Genomic DNA, 17,536 nt, shown 5'->3' with positions numbered 1-17,536 from the left:
TAGGGTTACAACTATGCAAATATACGACGTACTTATAGTAGGAGCAGGGCCTTGTGGATTGGCGGTAGGGATTGAAGCGGCCAAAGCAGGTCTGAGTCATTTGATACTGGAAAAAGGAAGTATTACGGAGTCGATTCGGCGCTATCCCAAACGGATGCGTTTTTTTTCGACAGCCGAAAATATCGAAATAGGGGGCATTCCTTTTCCTATTTCGGATGTAAAAGCCAATCGGAGCGAAGCTTTGCAGTACTATCGCAAGGTGTCGGCTTATTATCATCTCAATTTTCAGCTTTTTACGGAAGTCTCTCATGTAGAAAAAAAAGACGATTTTTTTGAAGTCTATACCTTACAAGGAGTGACTTACTATGCCAAAAAGGTGGTCATTGCGACGGGCTATTTTGATTTTCCTCGGCATTTGGGAATCTCAGGGGAGGATTTAGCGCATGTATCGCATTATTATGACGAACCCTTCTTGTATTCTTTTTCAAAAGTAGTCATCGTAGGAGCGGCCAATTCGGCAGTGGAGGCAGCATTGGAGTTGTATCGTCACGATGTAGATGTGACGATTGTTCACCGAGGAGAGGATTTTCGCCCAACAGTTAAATATTGGCTAGTACCTGATGTCAAAAATCGGGTGAAAGAAGGAAAAATCAAGACCCGTTTCAATAGTCTCACCAAAGCGATTGAAAATAAGCGTGTTTTGATTGAAAATACAACTACGGGTCAAGAAGAATGGCTAGAGGCGGATTTTGTGCTGATGCTTGTGGGTTACGTGCCAGATGCCTCGCTGTTAGAGCGCTGTGGTGTAGAGCTACAGCAGCCGAGTCTTGTACCGGTGTATGATTCCACTACTTACGAAACCAACGTGCCTGGGCTGTATTTATGTGGTACCGTAGTAGCTGGGATACATACCGAAAAGGTATTTATCGAGAATGGGCGTGACCATGCTGCTGCTATTGTGGATCACATAGCAGGACGCGAAATCAGAAAAGTAAAAGAGTTGATTGACCGAATTTAATAAAATCCTCCTCTGTCTAAAATAGGGGAGGATTATTTTGTAAAGTCTTCTACGAGTTGTTCGGCTTTGGCAAGTGCAGTGGGTAGGTCGTCATTGACCAAAATCACATCAAAGCGGTCTTGAAAAGACATTTCAAACTTTACTTTGAAGAGTCTTTTAGAAAGACTATCGGGGGTTTCGGTACCTCGTGCCATCAGGCGTTCTTTGATAGCTTCTTCGCTAGGAGCTTTTACAAAAATAGCCAAGGCACAATCTCCAAAATACTCTTTGAGTTTGAGGCCTCCTTTTACATCTACATCAAACACCACGTGTTTCCCTTCTGACCATAGCCGTTCGATTTCAGACTTGAGCGTTCCATAATATCCCCCAGGATATACTTCTTCCCATTCCACAAATTCTTTATTGTCAATTTTTTGTTTGAATTCGTCGGGAGTTAAGAAATAATAATCCTTGCCATGTATTTCGTTGCGACCGCGACGGTCGCGGGTACAGGCGGAGATTGAAAAGCCCAAGTTGTTGTACTTTTGGAGGAGGTGTCTTACGATAGTGGTCTTACCAGACCCTGACGGTGCAGAGAAGATGATGAGTTTGCCTTCCAAAACCTAAGAGATAATGTTGAGTTTTGATTTGATAGTAGCAATAAGATTGTCGGGACAAAGCCTTTTATCAACTTTTGCTTGAAGAGCCTCTTTGACGCATTTCTCAAGGTGATACATTTTGATACAATGCAGACAATCGTCCATATTTTCTCTAAAATGTTCTTTTTCGGCTTCTGAGGCTTCCCCGTCCAATACCGCCTGAATTTTTTTCAGACACTCTGTGTGATGTTCACAGTATTCCTTTTGATACTTCTTGTTTTCACCGGTGGAAGCTGACGCATGCATATCCAATACCATTGTAAAGGTTCAATTTTTTCTTTGAATCTTACTATTAAGATGTTTTTATGTAAAATACTTTTCCTACAAAAAAAGTTCAAAGAGATGCCCTAAATAAAATAATTGGAGCTCATCGAATCAACTTTCTCTTCACTAGTACTCATCAGTATTGTAGCCCATTGAAGAAGCATACACTTTGAGTTTGTCTTTGAGGAGATTCCGAGCGCGGTGCAGACGCGAGCGAACTGTACCAATCGGGATATCCAGAATCTTTGCCATTTCTTCGTAAGTAAAACCTTCAATGTCGCAAAGGATAATTACTGTACGAAAATCGACGGGCAATGAATTGAGCGCAGTGGCTACTTCATCGCCAATCATGTCTTGAACAGTCTCAACGCGTAAGTCGGTCGTATGGTCTACTTCAGCGGCTTCTTCCGAGTTGTAGGTAGTTTCTACTTCTTGGTAATCTACTTTTGAAGGTTCTTTACTACGCTTACGGTAGTCGTTGATAAAACTGTTTTTCAGGATTCTGAACAACCATGCTTTGGCATTAGTTCCCCGTTCGAAGGAAGAAATAAAGCGAAAGGCTTTTAAGTAGGTATCTTGGACGAGATCATTGGCGTCATCTTCGTCCATGGTGAGCCTAAAGGCAAAGTTGTACATGGAGTTTATGTGAGGCATAAACTCGCGATTGAATATATCATTTTTCTCCGCGTCGTTGTAAGACGTTTCTGAGGAGGCTAAAGGTATTTCTTCGATTTCTTCTGACATAATGACTGACATGGCTGCCGTAAATTTACGAATTTTAACAAATGACTTCCCTTCCTCGCAAATCTTCTTTCATCAATCAACAAAATCAACCTATGAAAGGTAATTTTTTTGGGATTAGTTGTACGGCACTTTTTCCCAAGTTGATTTGTTTAATATATACGACAAAAATCATTCCATTGATTTTTGTCATCTTTTTTTGGACAAAATGTCAGGATTGTGGATTAATTTCCTCTACCGAGAAAACATCTGAGCTAAAATCAAACTGAAGGTAGTGAAAATGACGCTACAGGCAATCTTGAGGAGAAGATAAGGCAATAAGTTTAAATTTCCGGTCTCAAGAAAAAATAACACAATATGGTGAACAGAAACCAATAACACGGTATATGACAAAAATGCAGACAGACCTAATTCTTTGATTGAAATTCTGAATCGCCCTTCTGCCAATTTTTGACTTAGTTGGTAGCGAATCACTATGGGTCTTAAATAAACCAATAAAAGGGTAGGGATAGCGTGTAAACCAAGGGTATTTCCAAAAGAATCGATAGTAATACCCGTCAAAAAACCAATAAATAAGAGAGCAGTAGTATTGATTTCGACTGGTAAAAACAACACGGCCCCCACATAGATAAAGCAAAAAGCGTAGTCGAACAATACCAAATGCCGTGCTACAAAAATGTGTAGTAGCACATACATAAGCCATTTGAGCACACTTCGAGCGATGTCGTTTGGATTCATTTACGTTTGGTATTCAAGCTTTCTTGAATGGATTCTTGTTGACTTTGGAGTTTGTTTTCTACAATATAAACGTACGACAGTTTTGAAAAATCTGTGGCAAGTTCAAGGTCTATATCATAAAATGCTTGGTCGGCCGATACTTTGAAATTTTTGATTCTACCTACTGCCACACCTGGAGGGAATACAGCATTTTGGTCTGAAGTGACGGCGGTGTCTCCTTTCATAATGGTTTTGTAGCGAGAAATATCCTTTAATTGGATAATCCAAGGAATGCTACTGTTTTCCCATTTTGCGGTTCCCATATCTCCGCTTCGGGGGAGTTTGGTAGAAATCATAAATTGGGAGTGAAGAATTGAGGTCACAACCGAATATTTTTCTTTACAGATTTTCACTTTTCCTACCACACCGGTTGAAGATACGACGCCCATGCCTACTTTGACGCCGTGTGCGTAGCCTTTGTCGATAGTAAGATAATTGTCGGCACGACGGATACTGCCGTCAATAACTTTAGCAATCGTAACGTATTTATAGCGGGCTGCAAAGGCAGAGTCGGCTTTGTAGCCTAGGGGTGCGTTGGAGGGATTTTGTTGTTGGAGTTTGATAAGAGTTTCGTTGAGGCGTCGGTTTTCTTCCACCAAATCCTCATTTACAGCCCTTAGGTTGGTGTACTGTTTTAGAGAATTTGAAATCTCTAAAGATTTAGCAGTCAGTGTATTGGCTGTATTAAAGTACTCTACACTCCAATAGTTGTTGTCATTGACCAGCAACCAAAAACTAAACACTTCGAGCAAAACGAAGATGATAAAGTTACGATTGCGACTTATAAACTCGAAGAGTTGGAGCATTGGGGTAGCAAGTAGATACTATTGGATATTGAGTATGATGCCCCATACTCAATATCCAATCATCCAAGCGTTATTATTGAATCAATACTGACTTGTACAGTTCTAGATTTTTGAGAATTTCACCAGTTCCTTTCACAACAGCCTTGAGTGGGTCATCAGCTACGTGAATAGGCAATTTGGTTTTGGTTGCGAGGCGTTTGTCTAAGCCGTGCAGAAGCGCACCGCCGCCTGTGAGGTGAATACCGTTGGTATAAATATCAGCCGAAAGTTCTGGAGGAGAAATTTCGAGCGCTTTCATGACAGCTTCTTCAATTTTAGAAATAGACTTGTCGAGGGCATAAGCGATTTCGCTGTAAGTTACCTTAATCTCTTTGGGGATACCAGTCATAAGGTCACGTCCTCTGATTTCAAAATCGGCAGGAGGTATATCAAGCTCAGGGAGAGCAGATCCTACTTCGATTTTGATTTGCTCTGCCGAGCGCTCCCCAATCAACAGATTGTGCTCGCGGCGCATGTAGTCTACGATATCTTTAGTGAAGACATCGCCTGCAATCCTGATAGATTGCTCACACACTATCCCCGATAGGGCAATGACGGCGATTTCGGTCGTACCTCCACCAATATCGACAATCATTGTGCCGTTGGGCTGAGTGATATCAATCCCAATCCCAATGGAGGCCGCAATAGGCTCATGTACCATGTATACTTCCTTCGCACCAGCGTGTTCGGCTGAATCTTTTACGGCTCTCTTTTCTACTTCGGTGATTCCAGAAGGAATACAAATAACCATGCGGTGAGAAGGCGTGAAGAAACGGCTATTAGGAGTAATCATTTTAATCATACCCCTAATCATCAACTCGGCTGCGGTAAAGTCGGCGATTACACCGTCTTTGAGCGGGCGAATTGTTTTTATATTTTCGTTTGTTTTTTCGTGCATTTGCATTGCTTTGTGACCAATCGCCAGCACCTTCCCGTTGTTCTTGTCCAAAGCAATGATTGATGGCTCATCTACCACAATTTTATCTTTGTGGATAATCAGCGTGTTGGCTGTGCCTAAATCAATTGCAATCTCGCTCGTTAAAAAATCAAATAATGCCATGATGAATGCTTTCGCAGAGTGATTGAAATTTTGTGAGCCGCAAAATTAAAGGAATTTATCGGCTTTTTGGCAGAATAGCGAGTAAGTAATTTTTTAATTAAAACCTTGAAAATGAGTCAAACGTTTTGATCCCTTTTACAAAATATGCCCAAATAATGCTTTTTCGTACGATTGGTAGTGGTCGTTGCTGTTTTTGGAACGGTAGATTTTGCTGGATTTTTTTTCGTTTTTGAGGAAGGGTTCCTAATACCCATTCATAAAATTTGAAATGAGCTTTGATTATTGCTAAAATATCTTTCCATTGTCCTTTAATAAGAAAACGAACAGACGATATCCCGTCTAGAACAAGTCTCAAAAAAATTGTTGACCAAAGATGTCTATCCAAATTTTTGTAGAGCATCGCGAGGCTATTGCGGTAGTTGAGGTAGGTTTTGAAAGGGCTAGAAGCAGGTAAGGTGCCACCACCTACATGCCACACTTTAGACAACGGATAGCAATACACTTGATAACCCACATGATGTAATCGCCAACAAAGGTCTATTTCTTCCATATGAGCAAAAAAATCCTCGTCAAAACCACCTACTTCATGAAATGCCGAAGCTCTAATAACCAAACATGCTCCTGATGCCCAAAAAATAGGGATGATGCTGTCGTATTGACCAGTATCAGTTTCACAAAAATCAAAAATTCGACCACGACAATAAGGATAGCCTAGCCAGTCTACAAATCCCCCACAAGCCCCTGCATATTCAAATTGGTCGGGGTTGTGATAAGCCAAAATTTTGGGTTGACAGGCGGCTATTGTAGGGTTTTCATCCAAAAATTGCACCATAGGAGTCAGCCACTGAGGCGATACTTCTACATCCGAATTTAACAAAACATAATAGTCTGCCGTGATTTCTTTTAAAGCTTCATTGTATCCACCGGCATATCCTTTGTTGGTAGAAAGCTGGAGAAGATGGATTTGGGGGTAATGGATTTTAAGCCATTGTACCGAATCATCCGTGGAAGCGTTGTCGGCTACGTATATCAAAAAGCCAGCTGAATGGCTTATAACAGACGGGAGAAACTTTTCAAGAAAGTTTCTCCCGTTATAATTAAGAATGACGATGGCGGTTTTAGACATATAAATCGAAGAAAACGAATAACGAGATCTATTCTAGGAAATACTCCCTATTAGTCTTGTTTGTTACTTCATAAATTTACTTAAGTCTAGCCCCGGGATATTGGGTAAAAGACCATCCGTTGATTGTTGAATATGCGCCTTTATTTGTTCCTCAATATTTTCGAGGGCTCTATTAGTGGCTGCCACAATCAAGTCTTGGAGCATTTCTCGGTCTTGAGGCTGTATAATATCTGGGTCAATCGTAAGGCTAATGATTTGTTTACGACCATTTACCGTCACTTTTACCATACCAGCTCCAGCTTCTGCCGATTCGGTGAGCTGCCCCAAACTTTCTTGTGCTTCTTTCATCTTCGCTTGGAATTCTTTCACTTTTCCAAGCATTCCCATCATATCTCCAAACATAAGTAGTTGTGTCTAATTTTCGTTTAGATGCAAAATTAAACAATTATCGCCAGTATGGCATTTCTGCCCCATTAATTAATAAAACACGATTGCTTCCATTGACATCGATCGTATAGATGCTTCGTGGCGAGGAATCATCGTTGTTGGTATTGGTAAGGATTATTTTGGCACCGGTGGGCGAAAAACGAGGTTCAAGGTCGTTGGTTCCCGCAGGCTTAGTTCCGGTTATAGTGACCGTAGTACCTGTACCTGTGTTAGCACCTGCTGATAGATCAGTAAAGGTATTGGAGGCAATGTCCATTAAATAAATACGGGAGTCTAGCATACGACCTTGAGGGTTTTCGAAGGCGCGAGCATCGCGAGTAAAAAGGATCTGACGACCGTCTACTGAAAATACGGGGTTCCCAACTCTACCCGATTGACGGTAGGTACGGATCGTGTCGGCATTTGATTCATTGTAAACAATAATTTGGTTATCGTAAATGCTACCACCGGTGGTTCTGACTACAAGGCGGCCGTTTAATTGTGCGGTCCAGTCACATCCTGCAAACAATCTACCCGCAGCTGCTTGATATACTACCCTAAGCCCCGTACCGTCGCTTCTGACCGAATAAAGACGATTATTGCTAGGATATAGCAATTGTGAACCATCTGGCGACCAGCAGAAAGAAAGGTCGGTAGGCGAAAGGCCTGCAATGGGTACGGTGGTTACTTTTCGAAGCCTAGTACCATTGACGCTCATTACATAAATATGTAAGTCCGTTTCGATATTAGAGATAAAAGCTATTTCTTGGCGATTAGGACTTACCACAGGACGCCAATTGCTACCATTTTGGGTTAATTGAAATTCTTCCACCCCATCTTTAGATGTAAAAATTTGGTATAGACCGTTGATTTTTTTACTGTAGACATAGGCTAAATCAGGGAATTGACGAGTCTTAAAAGACCAAGTTTCCCCGTATACATTGGTGTATCTATCTTTAACTACTACTTGCCAGTAGTAGGTGGTTTCGAAGCGTAAATCTTTAACCTGTAAAGAGTCTTCTTTGAGATTGGCGGCAATGAGCGTAGAAGGCTGCCCCTCTCTAAAGAAATAGACATCATAAGTAAGGGAGCTATCGGCTCTGTCGGGGTCAGTGGACTTCCAGCGTAATGTGATATTATTAGTTACATCGGTGGCATTGGTGAGTGGGTTGACTACCGATGGCTTAGTGGGCGGACGATTTTGAGTTTGATCATCGGTCAAGAAAAAATCAATAGTAGAAGTCCGGCTATCTTCGATATCGACGGTAGAAGCTTCTAATCGAAAACCTGATTTGGATGCTTGAATGGTATATTTGCCTACCAAAACGCTATCAAAGCTATAAAAACCTTCATTGTTGGTTTCGGCGGTACGCCCTGTTGGACTTAATCTAACAACCACATTTGAGACCGGTTGCCGGGTATCGTACAACACGACATTACCTTGCAGCTTTCCATAAAGTTTGGGTGTTACGAAAGTCTCTTCGGCGCATCCTAATAGTCCTGCTATACTTGCGGCGATTCCTAGCAGCGTCAGTAATAGTTTGGGAAGGAATGCGGTTTTGGTGATTTTCTTTATTGATTTAAACATTATTGTAATCTTTAGTGCTATAGTAACAAATGGGAAAGAGGAAATTAAGGTTTGACTTTTTTGGTCTTATTGATAGGCTTTCCTAAGTAAATAGAAAGTCCTAGATTAGCTTTCCAATAAAAATCATTGAAGGCACCGTACACCATTCCATCTAGCTTATCATTAAACATTTGGTGATGACTTAGCGATAGGTTGATTCCTATATTTTTGTTGACAAAATACTCTAAACTCCAGCCCACATTCCATTTGTAGAGGGGAGTATCCTGAAAACCAAAAGGAGAATTGCCTCGTTGAAAAGTAGCTCCAAGACCTCCAAAAAAAACAGGAGATAGTTTTTCAAAAGGCAAAGGGCGGAAGAGTGCATTTCCTTCAACAAAAGAGATGTTCTTTTTGAAAAAACGCTCACTGGCAAGGGTTCCGGCACCCACATTGGCTTCGATTCCCCATTTAGGTTTAAAATAATACTGTATTCCAAGACCATATGCGCCTTTGATGAGTGGCTGAGCGTAGTCACCTTTGTATCTGAGTATTCCTCCATAAGGCTGAATAGATAAAGCTGGACGTGTTACATTATTGATAGTACCTACCCAGTCAGTTTGGCTCATTTCTTTTTTTTCTGCTTCGTAAGCCGCTAAGATTTCTTTGGTTTGTGGGGATGTTTTTTCATCCGCTTGCCATAGGCCATCTCTGATACCTTCAATTACTAAGGCATAAATAGATTTTTCGATAGCTTCCGTGACAGCCAACTGAGACGGTTCGGTGGTAGTAAAACCTGTTTCGGCTTCAAGCAATCTTTTGAACTTTACATATCTAAAAATCCCTGCATTGGTAGATTGGGAGAAAATAGTTTTTGAAGTATAAACTGTTTTAAGGATTTTGCCAGATTTAGTAGCTACCGCCCTCAAGTATACTGTTACGCGGTCTTGGCGATACTGAGTAGAACCGCCACTGCCAAAATACCGTAATCCTGCTCCACCAGTGATAGTATTTGCGTCGTATGAGATAATACCTCCCTCTAGGATAATTCCCGCAAACAGCAGCGGAGGGAGATTTTCGGCTTCACTTTTAAACTGTGTGAGGCTAGAGCGAACAATTTTGCGTTCGTTGAGTAAGTTACTGACATTTTCCCGTTCGATTGGGATAAACCAGTTACTTTCTTCCATAGCCTTAATCATGATGTTGGTGGCTCCTTGCGTCACGGCAGTTGACCAGTTTGCTCCTGTTTCAGAAGGTTTGTATTGACCCGTCTGATCACGAAATTTGTAAACAGCAGCTACTAATTTTTCTTTAGGTACGGGTAGTTTTCGTAGGTCAGGTGTGATAGTTGTTTCTTCTCCTAAGCGTGCTCTTTGAGGTTTGGTGGGCTGGTGAAGAAAAGCACTACATCCTTCAAGTAGGAGAGCCGTAGCCAATAATCCTATTCCAAGAACACTTCTAAAAAATGGAATCATCTTTGGTTATATTAATTGATAATATCTTACTCTTTTAAAGAGGAATAGATGAGTAAGAAGAGAAAATACGAATTAGGAAATCTTTAAAAAGTTAATAGTAAGGGACGGTTATGACGGTCTCTCCTCCTTTATTGTCCACAATCTTGATGACTAGCCCATCGGCTCCTGGGTCAACATTGATAGTGAGGTCTCCATACTTGTAAGTGCCTGCTTCCAAAGAACCTTCTCCAAACTGATTTTGGGTGAGTTGGCGGGTAAGTTGGCTTAGTGTTTGACGGCTCAGTGTAGCCGCAAAATCAGCGACGGGGTCGGTAGTGGTTCGGGTGGTACTGGTCTGGTTTGGGTCCTTGTAGGTATCTTGTGCTTGAGCAGAGCTGAGCATCCATTGGTAATTGAAGGTGTTTCCACCAAAGGCCGGGTTCATGGGGCGATAGATAAATCCTTGGCCCATACAAAAAATGGGGGCAATGCCTAGTAGTAAAGCAAAAAGTAGTATTTTTTTCATCTGTTTAAATGGTTTGAGGTCAATAAACTCCCGTCCCTTTCTGATCTTGACTTCCGAGTTGATTTTGTATTTCTTGATAATTTAAAATGTATTGCAATACTGTTTCGTAGGCATTTTCGGCAAAATACTCTAAGGCGTCCATGCGTGGCTGCATGAATTGTTGCCATAGCAATTGATCATTTACCGAAATTTGAATGAGATTTGAGAGGCCAGGAGAAGGGAGCTCTTCAATCATGATGGTCAAATCATCTAATTGATTGAAGGCAATGGTGCTAGTTTGTGTAGAATCTAATTGACTAGAGTTCCATCTTTGATAGAACAGTTCGTAAAAGTCTCGACCTAATTTGGTACGACTATTGTCTAGCACTAAGCCAAGGCCAGCATCTTCGCCAATGGCTTTTTCTTGTAGCAATAAATTATTTGTCTCAGCTAGCCCTTCATCATTGATATTCTGTGCTAACCCCCTCATCTCAAACAGCCCCATACCGCTGAGCATCATCAATAAAAAAAGAAAGACACGTTTCACATTAATAATTATGAGTAATGCTAATTTGCATACCGCCTGATTGTTCAATCTTTAAAGGCAATACAGTGGGAGTAATAGTACCTGAACTCACGAGGCCGTTGTTATTGCCTAGTTGAGTTACTTCCAGGTTAGATTGATTAATATTGTTTGATAAAAGCAGGGAGTTGCCCGAACCTACTTGGGTTAAACTAAGGCCCCCATTACTTCCTATCAGATTAACATCCATATTATTACCCGAACCCTGTTGATAAGTATTTATTGTTGAGCCGGTGCCCGAAGTAGAAACAGAGAAGTTATTGTTACTCCCGTTTTGCAAAATATGAAACTCATTTTGAGCGGTTGGTGTAGAAGGAACAGAGCCTAGCTGATTAAGACCTAAGACAGCGGTTTGCTTATCTGTAGGGGTATTGTTTTTAATAAAATCAGACCATGATGCTTCTGACTGTGCTTGCGCCAAAATAGGTAGTGCAAAAACAAGGGATAAAAAAAACTTTTTCATTTGTATCCGAAGGATTGGTATTAGAATGATGGGAATATTATTTTAGGAGTGACTGGTCTGTTTAATAACCACTCTATTGTTATTGCCTATTTGATTGATAACCGCTTTGGATTTGCCATCATTACTAATGATAACCTGCGTATTGCCATTATCATCAATGAAGGTTTCGGTCGTCGTCTCTTTCACGCCGTCCTTGTCGATAGTCGTTTGAGTGACTTCGGCTATGTTTTTGTTTCCGGATTGTTGTATCTCTATCATGGCTTAAAAATAATATTAAAATATTATATCTACAGCATTATATTTCAACAATTTAGCTGCCCAAGCACTTTAGAACTTACATAAAAAGCTCAAAAAGCACTTAGGCAGCTTTGGGGTAACCTTTCTTTTTTAAGTATTCTTTTATAAAAAGAAAGGATTAATATCCTAATTTTTCAACTTTGAGGCTTAATTATATGCCATTTTGGGTGAAACCGCTTAAAACGTTACCATTACCAGTTTGGGTACTGTTAAAAGTATTGCCCGAGCCATTTTGGGTACCACTAAGAATATTCGAGTTACCATTTTGAGTAGCCGTGATGCTATTCATACTACCTAGCTGGTCGATTTCTGAGAGGTTCAAATTACCGGTTTGGGTCATCGTTAGGGAGTTCCCTTCGCCTTCTTGGAGGTATGTGGCAGCATTCTCGTTACCTTGTTGAGTTAGTTCAATTTCGTTAGAAGCCGCTGACCCAGTTGCAGTCTGAGAGGTACCGGCAGTATTGTCATCTCCAAATTGACTAATCGAAACATAATTGATAGCTTCAGAGGCAGTGGTATTTTGTCCTACAATTGCTACGTTACCATCACCCACTTGGTCAATAGTGGCTCCATTGGAAGATGTAGCAACTCCATCTTGTATGATTGTGGCATTGTTTAGGTCACCAGTTTGATAAATATCTGCGTCATTACTTGCCGAAGAGCCAGGCCCGTTGAAGCCTTGTAGTATAGAAGCAATATTAGTTTCTCCGTTCTGAATGGTAAGCGCGTCATTTATGGAACTCACATCGTCTGAAGTCTGAGTAATAATACTTTGATTAGACGTCCCTTTTTGTTGTACTTCAGCTATGTTTTGTCCCATGCTAAAAGATGTCTGAACGACTGTTGCCTCATTGAGGGTCACTGTTCCACCATCTCCGTCTTCTTGTTTGATGATAGCACTCTGCTGATATCCTCCCAAACTTATTCCTAAGTTAGTTTGAATTACTGTCGCGGTATTGCTTACGCCATCCTGAGTAATTTCTATTCCGTCTACCCCTACACCTGCTCCAGTTTGCGTAACAATTGCGATGTTAGTTTCTCCAATTTGATTAATAGTAGCATCATGACCACTTTCACTGATACCACTTTGAGTAATTACTGCTTCGTTGCTTGTACCGTTTTGAGTCAACGTAAGAGACTCAAATGCTGAGCCAGAAGTATTGTCAGAAGTTTGATCTAAAGTTACTTTGTTGGTATTGCCAGTGATAGTGATAGTAGCTTCATTGTTGCCTAGCAATGAAGACGTTTGGGTAGTAGTAAGCTGGTTTTCGTCGCCTGATATAGTAATATCAAGATTACTTTTTACGCCTGTTTGTGTGTGTGTGCCAATGTTCCCGGAACCGGTAATGGTGGACGTACCTGTGTTCTGACTGTAAGCAGCTAACGTAGTCAACAACGCTGCTACAGTAATAAAGACGTTTTTCATAGAGATGAGATTTTGCGTGAGTTTAACAAAGAAACAGAAAAATGATTAAACAAACTATTAAATAATATGCAAATATTAGACCTTCGAGGTTAGTACGCTAACCAAATATACGTAATATATACCAAAATGTATTGAATAATCAGAGCACTAATACCAATAATGGGCAATAATCAAGATGAAGTAGGATAGTAAAGACCCTCAAAAATAGGGCTAACAAAAATAAGAAATAATATCTGATAAAAAATACCAAAAAGACATTAATTTATCAAACGGTACAACACAGATGATTAATAAACAGTGATTTTTTGGTTGATTACTGGATATTCTTTGGTGTTTTGGACTCTAATTATGTAAGTGCCAGTAGGATAAGATGAGCAATCAAAAACAACGGGTGATGAGACGTTTAGAGGTTTAGATTTTAGTATAATTCCCTGAACATTACACAAATACGCTGTTCCTAATTGCTTTAAACTGGGGTCAGAGGATTTACCATTAATGATATATATATTGATACCTGGCTGTTCTAGGTTTATTCGGATGCCTTCACAGGGATCGATTACTTCAACAATATTTGAAAATGTGATTCTGCCTGTTAAATCTACCTGACGAATCCTGTAAAAAGTTTTGAGAGCGGGTTCGGTATCTATATAGTTGTAAGTTTGAGTAGCACCTGCTCCAATCACTGGTACACGTCCATAATCTTTATATTCAGTTCCGTCGGTGCTTTTTTGTACTATGAAGGAGGTAACTATACTAGTGGCTGGAATACTCCATGACAAACGTACTTGACATTGATCCATCTTGGCTGTTAGATTATTGACAATAACAGCATTAGACTGCCCTCGGCAGGTGCCGGGCGCATCCAACCGACGAAAACTCGGGGCGGACCCAAAATAAATATCATCTACGGTGAGTTGGGCCGCGTCTCCGCCACATACCATCAAGAAAAGGAGGCGGAATTTCCCACTTGCATCGTTAGCAATAGATGAGGTGTGATTGACATTATAAACACTCAATGCTTGTTTGGTAGGGTCAGAAGGGTAGGAAAATTGGTAGATTGATTTGCGAGTATTTTTTTCTATATCCCACAAATAGATCTGTATCTTTCTTGGACTATTTGATGCTTTTAATAACTGAAACTTAAATTGTAAAGTAATTTGCTGACCTACTGGAATTGCAAAGGCAGGAGTGGTAGCGGTGGCTGTATCCGAAACTTGAGGGCTAGTAATAAGGGCGCAATTGGCAGAAGCACTACTGCTAACTGGAGTAACATTGCAAGCATTGAATATCCAGCAATCTGCTTCAAGTGGGACTCTATCACATGCGTCAAAACCTTCAATTAGCTGGGCGATTGCTAGTTGACTGGAAAGAAAAAACAATATGCAAACAAGACGAGAAAACATTGGTGTGTCTTAAAATACAATATCAACAACGTATCAAAAATAAAAAAATAATCACATAGGTTTATGAACTTCTGGCCTTATTTATTGAACGGTGTAGCTTTCTCAAAAAAGAAGCACCGATTTTTTGAGATGTATCGGTGCTTCTTTAGAATTGAGAGAGACTTATTTATTCTGCTTTTTGATTTTGATTAGCAGAGTCAATGGCATATTGCTTTTCGGCTTCTGCGTCGCGAGCAGCGGCTTGAGGGGCATGCTCTTGGGCATACTTCTCATAATTAAGCTCTTTTTCGGCTACTGTTGTGGTCACAGGCTCCAATACCGCTTCGGCATTTTTCTCTACCGTAAATTTAACCGCATCCACCGCAGCTTGAGTACGTAGATAATACATACCTGTTTTGAGTCCTTTTTTCCAAGCATAGAAGTGCATCGAGGTCAATTTGCCAAAATTGGCATTTTCCATGAAGATATTTAATGACTGAGACTGACAGATGTAAGCTCCGCGATCAGCGGCCATATCCACGATGGTTTTTTGTTTAATTTCCCACGCTGTTTTATAAAGGTCTTTGAGGTGTTGTGGAATCTCGGCGATTTTCTGTACTGAGCCATTGTGAGCCATAAGTTTGTTTTTCATAGCATCATTCCAAAGGCCTTCTTTTACTAGGTCTTTTAACAAGTATTTGTTGACCACCACAAACTCTCCTGACAGTACGCGACGAACGTATAGATTGGAAGTAAATGGCTCAAAGCACTCGTTGTTGCCCAGGATTTGGCTGGTCGATGCCGTGGGCATTGGTGCTAGCAATAGAGAGTTACGTACGCCGTATTTTACAACATCCTTACGGAGTTGCTCCCAATTCCAATTGCTGCTTTTGGGGGTAATGCCCCACATATCAAATTGGAAAATACCCTGTGAAATCGGTGAGCCTTTCCAAGTTTCATAAGGACCGTATTGTTTGGCCAATTCCATAGAAGCACTCATAGCTCCATGATAAATCGTCTCATGAATATCTTCATTGAGGCGACGGGCTTCTTCTGACTCAAAAGGCATACGCATCATCAAAAAGGCATCAGCCAAGCCTTGAATACCAATCCCAATAGGGCGGTGGCGTTTGTTGCTACGCTCTGCTTCTACTACAGGATAATAATTAAGGTCAATGATTTTGTTGAGGTTGCGTGTTACTACTTTCGTAATTTCAAACAACTTCTGATGGTTAAAATGCAAGAATCCATCGGCGCCTTGCTCTACAAACTTGGGCAATGAAATAGAGGCCAAGTTACATACAGCTACCTCATCAGGAGAAGTATATTCCATGATTTCGGTGCACAAGTTAGAAGACTTGATGGTGCCTAGATTTTTTTGATTTGACTTGCGATTGGCATGGTCTTTATAAAGCATGTAAGGGGTACCTGTCTCAATTTGAGACTCCATAATCGCAAACCACAAATCTTGTGCTTTGATGGTTTTGCGGGCTTTGCCTTCGCGCTCATATTTTTCATAAAGCTGCTCAAACTCTTCACCGTAAGTATCTGGCAAACCGGGGCATTCATGAGGGCAGAAAAGTGACCACGTATCGTTTTTCTCAACACGCTTCATAAACAAGTCTGGAATCCACATGGCATAAAACAAATCGCGAGCGCGGAGTTCTTCTTTGCCGTGGTTTTTCTTTAAATCCAAGAAATCGTGAATATCAGCATGCCAAGGTTCAAGATAAATCGCAAAAGAGCCTTTACGCTTACCACCTCCTTGGTCTACGTATCGAGCGGTATCATTGAATACACGAAGCATGGGCACAATACCGTTAGAGTTGCCATTGGTACCTTTGATATAGCTTCCAGTGGCACGAATATTATGAATGCTTAGACCGATTCCACCCGCTGATTGTGAAATAAGTGCACACTGCTTAAGGGTATCATAAATGCCTTCGATACTGTCTTCTTTCATGGTGAGCAAGAAGCAGCTCGACATTTGGGGCTTGGGTGTTCCGGCATTGAAAAGCGTAGGAGTAGCATGAGTAAACCAGCGCTCCGAGAGGAGATTATAAGTCTCAATAACCGCGTCGATGTCGTCTAAGTGAATACCTACCGCTACACGCATAAGCATGTGCTGAGGTCGTTCGGCAATTTTTCCGTTTATTTTTAGAAGATAAGACTTCTCTAGGGTTTTGTACCCAAAATAGTCATATCCATAATCTCGGTCGTAAATGATAGTTGAATCAAGGAGTGCCGCATGTTTGCGAATCACATCGTGCGCTTGCTTTGAAATAAGGGCGGCATTTTCTCCAGTTTTAGGATCTGTGTACGTATAAAGAAGCTTCATCGTCGCTGAAAATGACTTCAGCGTATTTTTGTGCAAATTGGAGATAGCGATTCTGGCTGCTAAGATAGCATAGTCGGGGTGCTTTGTCGTCATAGATGCGGCTGTTTCGGCGGCTAATACATCTAATTCGGCAGTGGTGACACCATCATAAATACCGGCTACTACTTTTTTGGCTACCTCAATAGGCTGAACGTAAGCCGCTTCTAAACCATAGCACAACTTTTCGATGCGGGAAGTAATCTTATCAAATTTGACCGATTCGCGGCGGCCATCGCGTTTTATTACGTACATACAGCAAAATGTTTATGGGGTGATCAATCTATCTTTTAGGGTAAAGCAATATCAAACACAATAATATTCAAAGACACTGTTAAAGCGTGTTTAGCAGTGCCGTACAGTCTACAAAATTAAGAACCTTTCTGGTCTCCTTCCAAGTTAATGTGAGCCATTGATTGAGACGAAATTTGAAAAGTCTAATCAACGTATAATGTTAAGAAATCGTTAACGAATTTGTCCTTAGTGTTTTACACTAACTGACCACAGCTTGAGGTTCGTCGAAAATTTATAAGAAAAATTATCAAGCGTTATTTCCTCAAGCTCTTCAATTCAAAAGTAGGAGCAAGATATAG

General features: G+C 40.8%; 18 protein-coding genes. 1 reads left to right on the top strand and 17 read right to left on the bottom strand.

The features are described 5' to 3' along the window. Positions 1 to 13 precede the first annotated feature (13 nt). Positions 14 to 1,018, top strand: a complete 1,005-nt coding sequence (locus tag G563_RS0103095) for a YpdA family putative bacillithiol disulfide reductase (protein ID WP_028664015.1) — start codon at positions 14 to 16, stop codon at positions 1,016 to 1,018. Positions 1,019 to 1,050: 32 nt separating this feature from the next. Here G563_RS0103095 and gmk read toward each other — a convergent pair whose 3' ends face one another. From gmk to G563_RS0103005, 17 genes are all read right to left on the bottom strand, one after another. Then, positions 1,051 to 1,617 (bottom strand): guanylate kinase, encoded by a 567-nt coding sequence (gmk, locus tag G563_RS0103090; RefSeq protein ID WP_028664014.1) that lies wholly within the window; start codon positions 1,615 to 1,617, stop codon positions 1,051 to 1,053. A gap of 3 nt (positions 1,618 to 1,620) precedes the next feature. Further along, positions 1,621 to 1,902 carry a hypothetical protein gene (locus G563_RS33585; RefSeq protein WP_063828377.1) on the bottom strand — a complete coding sequence of 94 codons (282 nt, stop codon included), beginning with the start codon at positions 1,900 to 1,902 and terminating at the stop codon, positions 1,621 to 1,623. A gap of 144 nt (positions 1,903 to 2,046) precedes the next feature. Then, positions 2,047 to 2,676, bottom strand: a complete 630-nt coding sequence (locus G563_RS0103080; protein ID WP_028664012.1) for a sigma-70 family RNA polymerase sigma factor — start codon at positions 2,674 to 2,676, stop codon at positions 2,047 to 2,049. A gap of 219 nt (positions 2,677 to 2,895) precedes the next feature. Beyond that, positions 2,896 to 3,399 (bottom strand): hypothetical protein, encoded by a 504-nt coding sequence (locus G563_RS0103070; RefSeq protein WP_028664011.1) that lies wholly within the window; start codon positions 3,397 to 3,399, stop codon positions 2,896 to 2,898. After that, complete coding sequence (gene mreC / locus G563_RS0103065; protein WP_028664010.1) at positions 3,396 to 4,244, bottom strand: rod shape-determining protein MreC; 849 nt, start codon at positions 4,242 to 4,244, stop codon at positions 3,396 to 3,398. Before mreC ends, G563_RS0103070 begins: the two co-directional genes overlap by 4 nt. A 73-nt stretch (positions 4,245 to 4,317) precedes the next feature. Continuing rightward, the gene (locus tag G563_RS0103060; protein WP_028664009.1) at positions 4,318 to 5,343 is read right to left on the bottom strand and encodes a rod shape-determining protein; all 1,026 of its coding nucleotides are present in this window, start codon (positions 5,341 to 5,343) and stop codon (positions 4,318 to 4,320) included. 97 nt (positions 5,344 to 5,440) lie between these two features. Next, positions 5,441 to 6,469 carry a glycosyltransferase family 2 protein gene (locus tag G563_RS0103055; protein WP_037325824.1) on the bottom strand — a complete coding sequence of 343 codons (1,029 nt, stop codon included), beginning with the start codon at positions 6,467 to 6,469 and terminating at the stop codon, positions 5,441 to 5,443. A gap of 63 nt (positions 6,470 to 6,532) precedes the next feature. Then, entirely contained in the window at positions 6,533 to 6,871 is a 339-nt protein-coding gene (locus G563_RS0103050; protein ID WP_028664007.1) for a YbaB/EbfC family nucleoid-associated protein, read from the bottom strand. Between the two features lie 43 nt (positions 6,872 to 6,914). Next, positions 6,915 to 8,483 (bottom strand): carboxypeptidase regulatory-like domain-containing protein, encoded by a 1,569-nt coding sequence (locus G563_RS0103045; RefSeq protein ID WP_051210726.1) that lies wholly within the window; start codon positions 8,481 to 8,483, stop codon positions 6,915 to 6,917. 44 nt (positions 8,484 to 8,527) lie between these two features. Beyond that, on the bottom strand, positions 8,528 to 9,934 hold the full coding sequence (locus G563_RS0103040) for a CsgG/HfaB family protein (RefSeq protein WP_028664005.1): 1,407 nt from the start codon (positions 9,932 to 9,934) through the stop codon (positions 8,528 to 8,530). A 91-nt stretch (positions 9,935 to 10,025) separates the two neighbouring features. Then, a complete protein-coding gene (locus G563_RS0103035; RefSeq protein WP_028664004.1) occupies positions 10,026 to 10,439 on the bottom strand; it encodes a curli production assembly/transport component CsgF in 414 nt (137 codons plus the stop codon). A 19-nt stretch (positions 10,440 to 10,458) separates the two neighbouring features. Continuing rightward, on the bottom strand, positions 10,459 to 10,965 hold the full coding sequence (locus G563_RS0103030) for a CsgE family curli-type amyloid fiber assembly protein (protein ID WP_028664003.1): 507 nt from the start codon (positions 10,963 to 10,965) through the stop codon (positions 10,459 to 10,461). Position 10,966: 1 nt separating this feature from the next. Next, the gene (locus G563_RS0103025; protein ID WP_028664002.1) at positions 10,967 to 11,464 is read right to left on the bottom strand and encodes a hypothetical protein; all 498 of its coding nucleotides are present in this window, start codon (positions 11,462 to 11,464) and stop codon (positions 10,967 to 10,969) included. 42 nt (positions 11,465 to 11,506) lie between these two features. Then, entirely contained in the window at positions 11,507 to 11,722 is a 216-nt protein-coding gene (locus tag G563_RS0103020; RefSeq protein WP_028664001.1) for a hypothetical protein, read from the bottom strand. Positions 11,723 to 11,912: 190 nt separating this feature from the next. After that, the gene (locus tag G563_RS0103015; protein ID WP_028664000.1) at positions 11,913 to 13,187 is read right to left on the bottom strand and encodes a beta strand repeat-containing protein; all 1,275 of its coding nucleotides are present in this window, start codon (positions 13,185 to 13,187) and stop codon (positions 11,913 to 11,915) included. Positions 13,188 to 13,474: 287 nt separating this feature from the next. Then, complete coding sequence (locus G563_RS0103010) at positions 13,475 to 14,590, bottom strand: hypothetical protein (RefSeq protein ID WP_028663999.1); 1,116 nt, start codon at positions 14,588 to 14,590, stop codon at positions 13,475 to 13,477. A gap of 166 nt (positions 14,591 to 14,756) precedes the next feature. Further along, a complete protein-coding gene (locus G563_RS0103005) occupies positions 14,757 to 17,198 on the bottom strand; it encodes a ribonucleoside-diphosphate reductase subunit alpha (protein ID WP_028663998.1) in 2,442 nt (813 codons plus the stop codon). Positions 17,199 to 17,536 lie beyond the last annotated feature (338 nt).

Source organism: Runella zeae DSM 19591 (assembly GCF_000423565.1).
Taxonomy (GTDB): Bacteria; Bacteroidota; Bacteroidia; order Cytophagales; family Spirosomataceae; genus Runella; species Runella zeae.
This window is presented reverse-complemented; position numbering and strand designations above follow the sequence as displayed.

What these genes read in the sequence shown, in the direction of transcription:
- G563_RS0103095 (WP_028664015.1), top strand. Translation starts at nt 14, where the DNA reads ATGCAAATATACGACGTACTTATAGTAGGAGCAGGGCCTTGTGGATTG.
- G563_RS33585 (WP_063828377.1), bottom strand. Translation starts at nt 1,902, where the DNA reads ATGCATGCGTCAGCTTCCACCGGTGAAAACAAGAAGTATCAAAAGGAA.
- G563_RS0103080 (WP_028664012.1), bottom strand. Translation starts at nt 2,676, where the DNA reads ATGTCAGTCATTATGTCAGAAGAAATCGAAGAAATACCTTTAGCCTCC.
- G563_RS0103070 (WP_028664011.1), bottom strand. Translation starts at nt 3,399, where the DNA reads ATGAATCCAAACGACATCGCTCGAAGTGTGCTCAAATGGCTTATGTAT.
- mreC (WP_028664010.1), bottom strand. Translation starts at nt 4,244, where the DNA reads ATGCTCCAACTCTTCGAGTTTATAAGTCGCAATCGTAACTTTATCATC.
- G563_RS0103060 (WP_028664009.1), bottom strand. Translation starts at nt 5,343, where the DNA reads ATGGCATTATTTGATTTTTTAACGAGCGAGATTGCAATTGATTTAGGC.
- G563_RS0103055 (WP_037325824.1), bottom strand. Translation starts at nt 6,469, where the DNA reads ATGTCTAAAACCGCCATCGTCATTCTTAATTATAACGGGAGAAACTTT.
- G563_RS0103050 (WP_028664007.1), bottom strand. Translation starts at nt 6,871, where the DNA reads ATGTTTGGAGATATGATGGGAATGCTTGGAAAAGTGAAAGAATTCCAA.
- G563_RS0103045 (WP_051210726.1), bottom strand. Translation starts at nt 8,483, where the DNA reads ATGTTTAAATCAATAAAGAAAATCACCAAAACCGCATTCCTTCCCAAA.
- G563_RS0103040 (WP_028664005.1), bottom strand. Translation starts at nt 9,934, where the DNA reads ATGATTCCATTTTTTAGAAGTGTTCTTGGAATAGGATTATTGGCTACG.
- G563_RS0103035 (WP_028664004.1), bottom strand. Translation starts at nt 10,439, where the DNA reads ATGAAAAAAATACTACTTTTTGCTTTACTACTAGGCATTGCCCCCATT.
- G563_RS0103025 (WP_028664002.1), bottom strand. Translation starts at nt 11,464, where the DNA reads ATGAAAAAGTTTTTTTTATCCCTTGTTTTTGCACTACCTATTTTGGCG.
- G563_RS0103020 (WP_028664001.1), bottom strand. Translation starts at nt 11,722, where the DNA reads ATGATAGAGATACAACAATCCGGAAACAAAAACATAGCCGAAGTCACT.
- G563_RS0103015 (WP_028664000.1), bottom strand. Translation starts at nt 13,187, where the DNA reads ATGAAAAACGTCTTTATTACTGTAGCAGCGTTGTTGACTACGTTAGCT.
- G563_RS0103010 (WP_028663999.1), bottom strand. Translation starts at nt 14,590, where the DNA reads ATGTTTTCTCGTCTTGTTTGCATATTGTTTTTTCTTTCCAGTCAACTA.
- G563_RS0103005 (WP_028663998.1), bottom strand. Translation starts at nt 17,198, where the DNA reads ATGTACGTAATAAAACGCGATGGCCGCCGCGAATCGGTCAAATTTGAT.